This window comes from Nonomuraea sp. NPDC049655 (genome assembly GCF_044465465.1).
GTDB lineage: Bacteria > Actinomycetota > Actinomycetes > Streptosporangiales > Streptosporangiaceae > Nonomuraea.
This window is the reverse complement of record NZ_JBITLS010000003.1, coordinates 15,243-28,285: the sequence shown is the minus strand read 5'-3', so window position 1 is coordinate 28,285 and position 13,043 is coordinate 15,243. Positions and strand designations below refer to the sequence as shown.

At 73.2% G+C, this 13,043-nt stretch carries 11 protein-coding genes; 2 read left to right on the top strand and 9 right to left on the bottom strand.

Annotated elements, in window-relative coordinates:
- Positions 1 to 45: 45 nt before the first annotated feature.
- From ACIBQ6_RS09845 to ACIBQ6_RS09810, 8 genes are all read right to left on the bottom strand, one after another.
- The gene (locus ACIBQ6_RS09845; RefSeq protein ID WP_352351279.1) at positions 46 to 738 is read right to left on the bottom strand and encodes a GntR family transcriptional regulator; all 693 of its coding nucleotides are present in this window, start codon (positions 736 to 738) and stop codon (positions 46 to 48) included.
- Positions 739 to 877: 139 nt separating this feature from the next.
- On the bottom strand, positions 878 to 1,738 hold the full coding sequence (gene hpaD / locus ACIBQ6_RS09840) for a 3,4-dihydroxyphenylacetate 2,3-dioxygenase (protein ID WP_352351281.1): 861 nt from the start codon (positions 1,736 to 1,738) through the stop codon (positions 878 to 880).
- Positions 1,738 to 3,174 (bottom strand): aldehyde dehydrogenase family protein, encoded by a 1,437-nt coding sequence (locus tag ACIBQ6_RS09835; RefSeq protein WP_387669547.1) that lies wholly within the window; start codon positions 3,172 to 3,174, stop codon positions 1,738 to 1,740. The genes hpaD and ACIBQ6_RS09835 overlap by 1 nt, the downstream gene beginning before the upstream one ends.
- Positions 3,171 to 4,658, bottom strand: a complete 1,488-nt coding sequence (locus tag ACIBQ6_RS09830) for a GMC family oxidoreductase (protein WP_397210992.1) — start codon at positions 4,656 to 4,658, stop codon at positions 3,171 to 3,173. The genes ACIBQ6_RS09835 and ACIBQ6_RS09830 overlap by 4 nt, the downstream gene beginning before the upstream one ends.
- The gene (locus tag ACIBQ6_RS09825) at positions 4,645 to 5,331 is read right to left on the bottom strand and encodes an ABC transporter ATP-binding protein (RefSeq protein ID WP_397210990.1); all 687 of its coding nucleotides are present in this window, start codon (positions 5,329 to 5,331) and stop codon (positions 4,645 to 4,647) included. The genes ACIBQ6_RS09830 and ACIBQ6_RS09825 overlap by 14 nt, the downstream gene beginning before the upstream one ends.
- The gene (locus tag ACIBQ6_RS09820) at positions 5,328 to 6,017 is read right to left on the bottom strand and encodes an ABC transporter ATP-binding protein (RefSeq protein ID WP_397210988.1); all 690 of its coding nucleotides are present in this window, start codon (positions 6,015 to 6,017) and stop codon (positions 5,328 to 5,330) included. The genes ACIBQ6_RS09825 and ACIBQ6_RS09820 overlap by 4 nt, the downstream gene beginning before the upstream one ends.
- Positions 6,014 to 7,900, bottom strand: coding sequence for an ABC transporter permease (locus ACIBQ6_RS09815; RefSeq protein WP_358286124.1), 1,887 nt, complete (start codon positions 7,898 to 7,900; stop codon positions 6,014 to 6,016). Before ACIBQ6_RS09815 ends, ACIBQ6_RS09820 begins: the two co-directional genes overlap by 4 nt.
- Positions 7,900 to 9,159: an ABC transporter substrate-binding protein gene (locus ACIBQ6_RS09810; protein WP_397210986.1), complete on the bottom strand. Its 1,260-nt coding sequence runs from the start codon at positions 9,157 to 9,159 to the stop codon at positions 7,900 to 7,902. The genes ACIBQ6_RS09815 and ACIBQ6_RS09810 overlap by 1 nt, the downstream gene beginning before the upstream one ends.
- Positions 9,160 to 9,436: 277 nt before the next feature.
- On the opposite strand from ACIBQ6_RS09810, the gene hpaE reads away from it, so the two are divergent.
- Entirely contained in the window at positions 9,437 to 10,903 is a 1,467-nt protein-coding gene (gene hpaE, locus ACIBQ6_RS09805) for a 5-carboxymethyl-2-hydroxymuconate semialdehyde dehydrogenase (protein ID WP_397210984.1), read from the top strand.
- Between the two features lie 84 nt (positions 10,904 to 10,987).
- The gene (locus ACIBQ6_RS09800; RefSeq protein ID WP_397210982.1) at positions 10,988 to 12,082 is read left to right on the top strand and encodes a glycerophosphodiester phosphodiesterase; all 1,095 of its coding nucleotides are present in this window, start codon (positions 10,988 to 10,990) and stop codon (positions 12,080 to 12,082) included.
- 103 nt (positions 12,083 to 12,185) lie between these two features.
- Here ACIBQ6_RS09800 and ACIBQ6_RS09795 read toward each other — a convergent pair whose 3' ends face one another.
- Positions 12,186 to 13,025: a DUF1206 domain-containing protein gene (locus tag ACIBQ6_RS09795; protein ID WP_358286116.1), complete on the bottom strand. Its 840-nt coding sequence runs from the start codon at positions 13,023 to 13,025 to the stop codon at positions 12,186 to 12,188.
- Positions 13,026 to 13,043: the final 18 nt, after the last annotated feature.

Sequence of the window (13,043 nt, the reverse complement as noted above, 5' to 3'; positions counted from 1 at the left end):
CCGCAGGACGTCGAGCGCCGCCGGGAGGTCAGTGTTGCCGGGAGGTCAGTGTTGCCGGGAGACCTGGGCGGTGTGCAGGGCGTCGGCGGTGGCGATCTTGTGGTTGCGGGCCGCCTGCTCGATCACCTCGGCCTCGGCGGCGCCCTCGATCAGGCTCAGCAGGTGGTCGTGCTCCTCCACCGACCTGCGCGCCCGCCCCGGCACGTACGTGAAGCTGGAGCGGCGCATGTGGTCGAGCCGCGCCCACTCCGACTCCAGCAGGGCGTTGAGGTGCTCGTCGGGGCAGTGGCGGTAGAGCGAGAAGTGGAACTCGCGGTTGAGCGCGGTGAAGGAGGTCGGGTCGAACTCCTCCAGCGCCTCCTTCATCCGCTCGTTGATCTCCCGCGACTCCTGGATCTTGGCCGCGTCCATGTGCGGCGCGCAGATGGCCGTGGCGTAGCCCTCCAGCCGGGCCAGCACGTTGAGGGTGTGCTCGACCTGCACCGAGTCGAAGACCGCGACCCGGGCGCCGATGTTGCGGACGACCTCGACCAGCCCGTCGGACTGCAGCCTGCGCACGGCCTCGCGCAGCGGGATCGTGCTGACGCCGGTCTCCCGGGCGAGCTGGTCCATGACCAGCCGGTAGCCGGGGCCGTACGTGCCGTCGAGGATGCGGGCCCGCAGCAGGTCGTAGCTGATCTCGGCCTTGGAGCCCTTGGGCCGCTTGGCCTGGGCCGGTTTTCTCGTGCTGCTCACCATCACCTCTGCAGGACCTTCATGATGGCGTCGCGGAAGCCCGCGCCCACTGTCATCCCCTCATCTTGCCCGACCACGAGCCCGCGCGACGCCTGGACCCCCGCCATCCAGAACCTCCGTCTGTCCTATTTCACATATGATTTCAGATCTTATCGTACGCGGGCACGGGGAAGTCCACGACCACCTGCCCGGTTCCGGTCGAGCCGAAGTACGGGCACAACTGCTCCCCCCGCCCCTTGTACGACCGCCACCCCAGCAGCCCGAACAACATCGCCGTGTCGGCCATCGCGCCCTCCCCCGCGCAGCGCACGTTGTAGTCGGGCAACATGTCCAGGAACTCGCCGATGCGCCCTTCGGCCCACATGTCCAGCACGGCCATGTCGATCTTCCGGTTGAGCGGGCTGCTGACCTCGTTGAGCAGCGACTCGGCGGTCTCGTTGGAGGGGAAGGCGTGCGAGAGCGAGCCGCTGGCCAGGAAGGCGACCCGGCGGTCGCTCTGCCGGATGCCGCGCAGCAGCGCCTCGCCGATGCGCCGGTTCTCGTCGATCGAGGAGTAGACGTTGCAGCCGATCGGCAACACCCGCACGGCGGAGTCCTCGTTCATGAAGTGCATCGGGACCAGCGTCGCGTACTCCAGGCCCAGGTCGCGGTAGGTGTGCACGAGCGCCTTCTGCCCGCCGGCGGCGATCTCGGCGCGGATCAGCTCGGCCAGCTCGGGGTCGCCCGGGTAGTCGTAGTCCAGGTCGTGGATGAAGTGCGGCAGCTCGTGGCTGGCGTAGGAGTCGCGGTGGCGCTCCTTGCCGTTGAGGTGGAAGCCGATGCTGTTCATCCAGTGGGTGTCGGCGATCAGGTACGTGTCCACCCCCAGCTCCCGCGCCCGCCTGCCGACCTCGGTGAGAGCCAGCTCGGCGGGCCGGCGGATGCCGAAGTGCCTGCCCGGCTGGATCGACAGCCAGATCGACGGCACATGCGTGATCTTGGCTGCCAGGACGAGCTCTCCCATCACACCCTCCCCAGGTGCGTCCAGACGCCCTTGACCTCGGTGTAGGCGTCGATGGCGTACGGGCCCATCTCCCTCCCCCACCCGCTGGCCTTGTAGCCCCCCCACGTGGTGGCGGCGTCGGGCACATGGATCATGTTGATGAACACGGCTCCCGCCCGGATCCGGGCGGCCAGGCGATGGGCGGTCGACAGGTCGTTGGTCCAGATGGAGGCGGCCAGGCCGTACTCCAGTCCGTTGGCGCGGCCGGCGATCTCGTCGGGGTCGTCGTAGGCCAGCACCGGGATGACGGGCCCGAACACCTCCTCGCGGGCCACGGCCATGGCGTCGGTCACCTCGGCGAACACGGTCGGGCGGTAGAAGAAGCCGGGGCCCTCGGCGCGCCTGCCGCCGGTGACGAGTTGCGCGCCATCGTACAGCGCGCTGCGGACGTGGGCGTCCACGGCCATCAGGTGGTCCTCGCTGATCAGCGGGCCGAGATCGGTGGCCGGGTCGAGGCCGGGTCCGACCTTGAGCGCGTCGGCCGCGGCGGCCATCTTCGAGGTGAACTCGTCGACGCGCTTGCGGTCGACGTAGAAGCGCGAGTACGCGGCGCAGACCTGGCCGCTGTTGAACAGCGCGCCCTGGACGTTGCCCGCCACCGCGGCGTCGATGTCGGCGTCGGCCGCGATGATGCTCGGGGTCTTGCCGCCGAGCTCCAGGGTCAGGCGCTTGAGGTTGTCCGCGCTGGCGTGCACGAGCGAGCGGCCGACCGACGTCGAGCCGGTGAAGGAGATCTTGTCCACGCCCGCGTGCCCGGCCAGCGCCGCGCCGGTCTCCGGGCCGCCGGTCAGCAGGTTGACCACGCCGGGCGGGAAGCCGGCCAGCGCCATCAGCTCCACCAGCCGCACCGTGGTCAGCGGGGTCTGCTCGGCGGGCTTGACGATCACCGTGTTCCCGCAGGCCAGGGCGGGGGCGAGCTTCCAGGCGGCGATCATCAGCGGGAAGTTCCACGGGGTGATGAGCGCGCACACGCCGACCGGCTCGCGCCGGGTGTAGTGCAGGGTGTCGGGGTACGAGACGGGCAACACCGAGCCCTCGATTTTCGTACACCATCCTGCGAAATATCGGAAATGTTCGGCGGTGCCGGGGACGGTCACGTTTCGCGCCACCGCCAGCGGCTGGCCGTTGTCCCTGGTCTCCAGCTCGGCCAGCTCGTCGGCGTGCTCCTCCACCAGGTCGGCCACCTTCCACAGCAGCCTCGCGCGGGCGGCGGCGGGCAGCTCGGCCCAGGCCGGGTCGTCCAGCGCGGCCCTGGCCGCCGCCACCGCGCGGTCCACGTCGGCGGGGCCCGCCTCGGCGCACTCGGTGATGACGGTGGCCTCGGCCGGGTCCAGCGTGGCGAACGTCGCGCCGTCCGCGGCCGGGCCCCAGGCGCCGCCGATGTACAGGCCGGTCATGAGCCGATCTCCTCTCGCACCATGTCCGCGCACCGCTCGCCGATCATGATGGCGGGCGCGTTCGTGTTCCCTGACGTGACGGCGGGCATCACCGAGGCGTCGGCGACGCGCAGCCCGTCGATGCCGTGGACTCTGAGCCGCTGGTCCACGACGGTTCCCATGGCGCAGGTCCCGACCTGATGGTGGTAGGTCACCAAGGTCCTCTCTATGTGCTCGGACAGTTCACGGTCACCGGGATGGAGCTCCGCGCCCGCCCATTCCCGCAGGGCGGCGGCGTGGACCAGCTCCCGGCACAGCTCGACGGCCGCGCGCATGCACGCGCGGTCGGCGGCCGCCTCCAGGTAGGCGGGGTCGAGGTGCAGCGGGGCGTCGGGGTCGGCCGAGGTCAGCGCCAGGTGGCCCCTGCTCTCCGGCCGGACGATCCCGGCCATGAGGGTGAAGGCGTCCGGCGGGCCGGTCATGCCCTCGTCGTACAGCGGGATGTGGAAGAACAGCGGCTGCACGTCGGGGCCGGGCAGTCCGGGGCGGCTGCGCCAGAAGAGCTGGCTGTGCATCGGCTGCAGGCCGGGCATCGCCGGCGGCACGGGCCGGCGGGCGGCCACGATCACCGGGACGAGCGCGTGGTCGTGCAGGTTTCGCCCGACGCCGGGCAGGTCCTCCACCGCCTTGATGCCGTGCCGGCGCAGCTCGGCCGCGTCGCCGAGGCCGCTCAGCAGGAGCAGGCGCGGCGACTCGACGGTCCCGGCGCTGAGCACGACCTGGGCGGCGGCCCCGACCTGGTGCAGGCGGCCGCCCTGGCGGTACTCCACGCCCACGCACCGCCGCCCGCGCAGGAGCAGCCGGCGGGCGCGGGCCCCGGTGCGGATCTCCAGAACCGGCCGGTCGCAGCGCGGGCGCAGGTAGGCGTCGGCCGTGCTGTGCCTGCGGCCGTGCCGGATCGTGAGCTGGCAGAACCCGGCGCCGTCGGGACGCTCGCCATTGCAGTCGGGGTTGAACGGCAGGCCCTGCTCCACGGCGGCCGCCACGATCGCCGCGTTGACCTGGTGCGGCGCGTAGTCGGCGATCACCCGTACCGGCCCGCCGGCGCCGTGGTAGTCGCCGGGCCCGCGGTCGAAGTCCTCCAGCCGCTTGAAGTACGGCAACACCTCGGGGTACGACCAGCCGGGCCCCCAGGCGTCGTAGTCGGCCGGCGCGCCCCTGACGAAGATCATGCCGTTGAGCGAGGACGAGCCGCCCAGCACCTTCCCGCGCGGCCAGTGCGGACGCCGCCCGCCCAGCCGCCGCTGCGGCGCCACCCGGTAGTCGTAGTCCTCGGGGCCGCCCCACAGCCGGAACACCCCGCCGGGGTCGTGGATGTCGGGGTTGACGTCGGGGCCGCCCGCCTCCAGCAGCAGCACGCGCAGCGCCTCGTCGTCGGCCAGCCGGCGGGCCACCGCGGCGCCCGCCGAGCCCGCGCCGACCACGACGACGTCAAAGGTCTCCATCGCCCGCTCCCAGATAGGCCGAACGCAGCCGGCCGCGCAGCTCGTCCGGCGTGCCGCGCAGCACGACCCGGCCCCGGTCCAGCACGTGCACGCGGGTGGCCAGCTCCAGGGCGAGCCGGGTGTACTGCTCGATGAGCAGCACCCCGGCCCCGGCCTCCGCGAGCGCGGCCAGGGCGGGGACGAGCCTGGACACCACGGCGGGGGCCAGACCGAAGGACAGCTCGTCCACCAGCAGGTAACGCGGCCCGCCGGTGACGGCCTGGGCCAGGGCGAGCATCTGCTGCTGGCCGCCGGACAGCGTGCCGGCCCGCCGGTCGCGCAGCCCGGCCAGCTCGGGGAAGGCGGCCAGGGCCGGTCCCGGGTCGGGCCCGGCCACGCGCAGGTTGTCGGCCACGCTCAGCGAGCGCAGCACCCGGTGGCCCTCGGGCACGGCGGCCACGCCCAGCGCCCGGACGCGTTCGGGGCGCAGCCCGGTCAGCTCGTCGCCGTCGGCGCTGACCGCGCCCGTCTCGACCGGCAGCAGCCCGGCCACGGCGAGCACGAGCGTGCTCTTGCCCGCGCCGTTCGCGCCGAGCAGCGCGGTGATCTCGCCGGGCGGCACGTCGAGCGTCACGTCGTGCAGCACCTCGCGCCCGCCTCTGCGCACGCGCAGGTCGCGCACCTCCAGGCTCATGGCGCCTCCCCCAGGTAGGCGGCGCGCACCCGCTCGTCGGCCAGCACCGCGGCGGTCGGGCCGGCGGCGACCAGCCGGCCGAAGTCCAGCACGGCCGTGGTGGCGCAGACCTCGCCGACCAGGGCCACGTCGTGCTCGATGAGCACCACGAGCGCTCCGAACCTGTCCGGCACGGCCGTCACCACCTCGGCCAGCGAGCGCGACTCCGCCTCCGACAGCCCGGCGGCCGGCTCGTCGAGCAGCACGATCCTGGGCGTGCCGACCAGGGCGCGGGCCAGTTCGAGCCGCCGCCGTTCCGGCAGCGTCAGCTCGCTCGCCGGACGTCCGGGGTCGCTCAGGCCGCAGAACGCGAGCAGGCCCTCGTCCTGGCCGCCCAGGTGGTCGGCGGCCAGGCGCAGGTTGCCGGCCACGCTCAGCTCGGCGACCACCTGTTCCTGCTGGAACGTGCGGCGCAGCCCCCACCTGGCCCGCCGGTGCGGCGCGAGCGCCAGCAGGTCGGCGCCGCCGGCCGTGACCCGCCCGGAGACCGGCCGGACGAAGCCGGACAGCACGTCGAACAGGGTGGTCTTGCCCGCGCCGTTGGGCCCGATGAGCCCGCACAGGCCCGAGTCGAAGGTCAGGGTGACGCCGTCCAGCGGGCGCACGCCGCCGAAGCGCACCCGCAGGTCCTCGATCTCCAGCCTCATGCGGGCCGCCGCAGGTCCTCTAGCTGCCCGCCGATGCCGCGCGGCGCGGTGACCAGGGCGTGCACGGTGCCCGCGCCGAAGACGACGAGCATGAGGTTGCCGTCGAGCCCGGCGGCGTCGAGGGCGGCGGGCACGACCTGGCCGACCACGCCGGACAGCACCACGCCGGTCAGCCCGTACGCGCCGCCGACCAGGACGACGGCGAACAGCAGCACCGAGTCCGAGGCCCGGAACGAGATCGGGTCCAGCCGCCCGGTGTTGGCCGCCAGCAGCGCCCCGGCGGTCCCGGTGACGAACGCCGCCAGCGCGAACGCCCACACCTTGTACCTGGTCAGGGCCACGCCGACGGCCAGCGCGCCGGCCTCGCCGCTCCTGATCGCCGCCCACGCCCGGCCCGGCCGCCCGCGCTGGTGCAGCACGACCAGGACGAGCGCGAGCACCGCGCACAGGACGGCGAACCGGAAGAACCCGGCGTCGGAGGAGGCCATCGAGGGCCGCGGCATGGCCTGCTGCGTCCCGCTGCCCGCCACCCGGCCGAGGAACCCGGGCCCGCCGTCGGGGAACCCGGTCGCCGAGAACGCCACCTGGAACGCCCCGCCGGCCATGAGCGTCACCAGGGCCAGGTCCACGCCGGACAGGCGCAGCGCGGGCAGCCCGTACACGATGCCGACCAGGCAGGTGATCGCCCCGGCCGCCAGCACGACCAGCGGGAACGGCCATCCGGTGGCGAACGCCAGCCGCAGCGCCACCCAGCCGCCGACGCCGAGCAGCGCCACCTGGCCGAGCGAGACCAGCCCGAGCCGGGCGTACAGCAGGGCGATGCCCGCGGCGGGGATGACGAAGATGACCGCGGAGGTGAGCACCCGCACCCAGTAGCCGTCCACGGCCAGGGGCACGAGCACCGCCAGCGCCGCGGCCCCGGCGGCCAGCCCGAGCACCACGCGCAGCACCGAGCGGGCGTCGCCGGGCGGCAGCGGCCGGGTCCGCGACGGCAGCGCGGGCTCGGCCGGGCGCACCTCGACCGTGCCGCCGCGCCTGGCCCGCGCCCCTGTGCGCTGCAGCCACAGGATCGCCGCGACGGCCACCGCGAACGGCGCGACCGACCGGTACGGCGCGGTCTGCTCCCACGCCCCGCCCAGAGCCTCGGCCAGCCCGATCGCCAGCCCGGCCGCCAGCGTGACCGGCAGCGACCTGAAGCGGCCGACCACGCCCGCCGCCAGCGAGGCGATCACCAGGAAGGTCAGGGTGCCCGCCTCCAGCCGGGTCAGCGAGCCGAGCACCAGCCCGGTCAGCCCGGCCACCGCGCCGCCCGCGGCCCAGGTGACGGTCTCGACCCGCCGGATGGGCACGCCGAGCAGCGCGCTGATCTCGCGGTCGTCGGCCAGCGCGCGCATGGCGGTGCCGAAGCCGGTCCGGCGCAGCAGCACGGCGGTCCCGGCGGTCAGCGCCACGGCCAGGGCCAGCGCGAGCGCCTGGGTGAGCGTGACCCGCGCGCCGCCCACGTCGAACCCGGCCGTGTCGGTCGGCAGGGTGAGCGTGCGCGGGTCGTCGCTCCACGTCCAGTAGCACAGGCCGAGCAGCACGAGCGCGAGACCGAGCGTGCACACCGCCTTGACCAGCGGGTCGCGGGCGGCGACCAGCGGGCCGACCAGGCCGCCGTACAGGCCGGACAGCAGCGCCGACAGCAGCGGCGCGGCCGCCAGCGCGGGCGCGACCGGCCAGCCGTCCTGCAGGAGCTGCCAGGACAGCAGCGCGCCGATCGCGCCGAGCGCGCCGTAGGCCAGGTTGAGCACGCCCGTGGCGCGGTAGAGCACGACGATGCCCACGCCCGACAGCGCGTAGACGGCGCCGAGGGCGAGCCCGCTGATGACGAACGGCAGCATCAGCCGGTCAGCCCCAACTGCTTCTCCTCCCGCAGCAGCGGCGCGAGGTCGGGGTCCTGGGTCGGCGTGCAGTCCTTGATCTTCGACCAGCCGCCGCCCTTCATCGTGACGTAGCGGGTGTCGTGGTTGGCGTTGTGACGGGCGGCGCGGCCGAAGTACCAGGGGGCGCAGAGCAGGTCGCTGCGGAAGCCCTTGACCTGCGACAGGGCCCGGCTCACCGAGGCGCGGTCGATCGTCCCGCCGGTCCTGGTCAGGGTGTCGACGAAGATCTTGGCGGCCAGGAAGCCGCCCTGGGAGAAGGAGTCGCGGGGGGCCTTGTCGTCGGCGTACTCGTCCATGACGCGGCGCCAGAGTTTGTTGTCGGGGGTGCCGGCGTCGAGCATGGTGAACTCGGAGTTGGACACGAAGCCCTCCCAGTAGCCGCCGACCTGGCCGGGGAAGGTGGTGTCGTAGCAGGGCGTCAGGCAGACGAAGGTGACCTTGTCCTTGAGGCCCTGCGCCTGGGCGGCCTTGAGGATGGCGGCGTCGTCGGGGGCGGGGTCCTGGAGGATGATCGCGTCCGGGCGGCCCCGCATGGCTTCGAGGAGCACGGCGGTGGCGTCCTTGACGCCGGGGTCGTGCAGCACGTCGCCGGCCGAGGTCAGGCCCTTGGTCCTGAGGTAGGCGCGCACGCCGTCCTGGGTCCAGTCGCCGACGCCGGGCACCCGGTTGCTGATCTGGGCGACCCTTCTGGCGCCCTTGATCTCGACGGCGTACTGGGCGGCGGCCACGGCGCTGACCCTGGGCCCGGCGTTGACCGGGGCGATGCGCGGCGACTCGAAGCACGCCCTCGGCACGCCGACCGCGAGCACGTCGAACAGCCCGTTCTGCTCCCAGATCGGGCCGGAGACGCCGCAGGCGACGAAGCTGGAGCCGCCGACCAGGGCGACCAGGTCGCGGTTGCCGGCCAGCTTGGTGGCCAGGGCGGAGGCCTTCTGCGGGTTGAGGCCGTCGTCCTCGACCAGGTACTCGACCGGACGGCCGCCGATGCCGCCGCCGGCGTTGACGCAGTCGAAGTACGCCTTGGCCGCCTTGGTGGCCGAGCTGAAGTCGATGCCGCCGCTCGCGGTGACGATCGCGCCGACGGTGATCGGGATCCCGGTGGCGGGCTTCCCCGTGCCGCAGGCCGTTCTGGCGGCGCCGCCGTCCTGGCCGGTGCCGCAGGCGGAGACCACCAGGGCGATCGCGGCCCACCACACCAGGCGTCGTGGACATCGCATACGCATCCTCCTCGAAGCGCCGTGCGTCCAGCCCCGATGGACAAATCATGTACGACATCAGATATTTCTGTCCATAGGTTCCCCATGTATCATCGACGATGTCCTATACGATTTGACGGGGTTGCGAGGGGCCTTCCGCTGGGCCTTCCACCTGGGCAGTCATCGTGGCGGGGCGGAGGAGGAGTGCCATGACAGGGCGGTCCGGCCGCACGTCCGACAGGGGATCGATCGCACCCGTGGCCGGGGGGCCGCCGTCCCAGTGCAAGGAGATCGCCCGTTGAACCTGGAGCACTACATCGACGGGGCCCACGTGCCCAGCGTGTCCGGCCAGACGTTCACCTCGCTGGAACCCGCGACCAACCGCCCCGCGCTGACCGTCGCCTCCGGGGACGCCGAGGACGTCGACCTGGCCGTGCGCGCCGCGCTCACGGCGTTCACCGACGGGCCGTGGCCGCGGATGCCGGGCGAGGAGCGGGCGGCGGTGCTGCGCGGCATCGCGGCGGCCATCGAGGCGCGCGACGAGCGCATCGCCGAGCTGGAGTGCGGCGACACCGGCCTGCCCATCACCCAGGCCAGGGGCCAGGCCCGGCGGGCGGCGCACAACTTCCGCTTCTTCGCCGACGTCATCAGCAGCCTGGGCGAGGACGTCTACCGCGTCGGCTCGGCCCAGCTCAACTACGTCGTGCGCAAGCCGGTCGGCGTGGCCGGGCTGATCACGCCGTGGAACACGCCGTTCATGCTGGAGACCTGGAAGCTCGCGCCCGCCCTGGCGGCCGGCTGCCCGGTGGTGCTCAAGCCGGCCGAGTGGTCGCCGCTCTCGGCCAGCCTGCTGCCGGAGATCATGGAGGAGGGGGGGCTGCCGACCGGCGTGTTCAACCTCGTCCACGGCATCGGCGAGCGGGCCGGGGCGGCGCTGGTGGCCCATCCCGACGTGCCGGTGATCTCCTTCACCGGCGAGACCACCACCGGCCAGACGATCATGCGCGACGCCGCCACCGGCCTCAAGACGTTGTCGATGGAGCTGGGCGGCAAGTCCCCGCTGCTCGTCTTCGACGACGCCGACCTGGAACGGGCGCTCGACGCGGCCGTCTTCGGCGTCTTCTCGCTCAACGGCGAGCGCTGCACCGCCAGCTCGCGGGTGCTCGTCCAGGACACCGTCTACGAGGAGTTCGTGGCCCGGCTCGCCGAGCGCGCCGCGCGGGTGCGCGTCGGCCCGCCGCACGACCTGGCGACCGAGCTGGGCGCGCTCATCCACCCCGAGCACTACGAGCGGGTCATGGAGTACGTACGAGCCGGCGTCGAGGAGGGGGCCCGCCTGGTGGCCGGCGGCGGCCGCCCGGACGGCCTGCCCGAGGGCAACTTCCTGGCCGCCACGGTCTTCGCCGACGTGACGCCCGCGATGCGCATCTTCCAGGAGGAGATCTTCGGCCCGGTCGTCTGCGTCACCCCCTTCGCCACCGAGAGGGAGGCCCTGGAGCTGGCCAACGCCACCCGGTACGGCCTGGCCGCCTACGTGTGGACCAGCGACCTGCGCCGCGCCCACCGCCTTGCCCAGTCCGTCGAGGCCGGCATGCTGTGGATCAACTCCCAGAACATCCGCGACCTGCGCACGCCCTTCGGCGGCGTGAAGGCCAGCGGCCTGGGCAGGGAGGGCGGCCGGCACAGCATCGACGTCTACACCGAGGCGCACATCGTGCACGTCGCCACCGAGGACCTGCCGATCCCCCGCTTCGGCCTCGGCTGAACCCGTCCCGCCACGTCCTGCACCGTTCTGCACTGTGCGCCCGGGCGTAACGTCCGGGCCACCTCGGCGGTCTACCGTGCCCGCATGACGACGCGCAGGTTGTTCGCGAGCGTGCTGGCCGCCGTCCTGGCCGGCGGTACGGTCGCTGTCGTGCTGACCCAGACGCCATCCGCCACGGCCGAGCGCCGCGGCCAGGCCCCCGTCGTGATCGGTCACCGGGGCGCGAGCGCCCACCGGCCCGAGCACACGCTGCTGTCCTACGAGGCGGCCATCGCCATGGGCGCCGACTACATCGAGCCCGACCTGGTCTCCACCAAGGACCACGTGCTGGTCGCCCGGCACGAGAACGAGATCTCCGGCACGACCGACGTGGCCGCCCACCCCGAGTTCGCCGATCGGCGGGCCACCAAGGCCGTGGACGGCCGGCCGGTCACCGGCTGGTTCACCGAGGACTTCACGCTGGCCGAGCTGAAGACGCTGCGGGCCAAGGAACGCGTGCCCGACCTGCGGCCGGACAACACCGCCTTCGACGGGCTGGCCGAGATCCCCACGTTCGAGGAGGTCGTCCAGCTGGCGCAGCGGCACGGCGTCGGGGTCTATCCCGAGACCAAGCACCCGACGTACTTCGACTCGATCGGCCTGTCGCTGGAGGAGCCGCTGCTGGAGGTGCTGAACCGGTACCACGTGCGCAAGGCGTACATCCAGTCCTTCGAGACGGCGAACCTGCGCGAGCTGCGCGGACGGACGCGGCTGCCGCTCATCCAGCTCATCACCTCGGGGGGCGCGCCCTACGACTGGGTCGCCGCCGGCAGCACCCGCACCTACGACGACATGGTGACCCCCGACGGGCTGCGCGAGGTGGCCCGGTACGCCGCCGGGATCGGCGTGGACACCCGCCGGGTGGTCCCGGTGGACGCCGCGGGCGCGACGCTGCCCCCGACCACGCTGGTCCAGGACGCCCACCGCAGGCGGCTGGAGGTGCACGTGTGGACGATCCGCAACGAGAACTCCCAGCTGCCCGCCGACCACCGCAGGGGGAACCCGGCCAGCCCGGTCTACGGGCGGGCCACCGGCGACGTGGCCGGCTGGCTGGCCAGGCTCATCGAGCTGGGCATCGACGGCGCGTTCTGCGACGACCCGGCGATGGGCCGCGCGGTGGTCGCCGGACGCCCCTCCTGACCGGGCGCACGCACGAAGCGGCGGTCCCCTCCTGACCGGGGCGCACACGAAGCGGCGGGCCCCCGTGCCGGGGACCCGCCGCCAGTTCGCCGCCGGGACGGCCTCAGGTGCGGCGCCAGCGGGACTCGCCGAAGCAGTAGCCCGCGAACAGCAGCAGCCCGAGGGCCACCACCGCGAGCAGCCACGGCCCCACCGGCGTGTCGGCGAAGCGCCGCAGGGTGGCGTCGATGCCGCCCGCCTTGTCGGGGTCGAAGGTGACCGCCGCGTAGCCGACGAAGACGCCGGCGCCGCCGGTGATCACGCCGCGGGCGATGTAGCCGGCCTGGCCCAGCCGTTCCATCACCTTGCGGGACTTGGGCGACATGCGGCCGAGGTCGAGTTCGCGCTCGAACTTCTTGGTGACGCCCTCGTGGATCCAGTAGACGCCGAGGGCGACGATGCCGAGCCCGATCAGGCCGACGATGATCTGGCCGCCGGGCAGGTCGAGCAGCTTGCTCGTCAGGTTCTGCGACTGCTTGTCGTCGGACTTGGCCTGGCCGGCCAGCAGCACGCTCAGCAAAGTCACGCAGATCAGGACGTACACGCCGGTGCGGAAGGCCGACTGCGCGCGGTCACTCGCCTTGCGGTGACTGAACAGCGCCTCCGACGCCTGCCACAACGCCAGCCCGGCGAAGCCGACCGTCATGATCCACAGCAGCACCTGGCCGAAGGGCAGTCCGGCGATGGTGGTGATGGCTCCGGACTTGTCGGCCTGGCGGGAGCCGTCGCCGAAGGCGATCTGCAACGCCAGCACTCCGATCAGCGCGTACAGCACGCCGCGGCAGGCCAGCCCGATGCGGGCCAGCGTGGTCATCGCCGGGCTGTCCGCTGCTCTGCGGGCCGCGTTCTTGGCCTCGCGGCCCGCGTCCATGGCTTCGCGGCCCGCGCTCTGTGCGGTGCTCACCGTTCCTCCTGGGGGTTT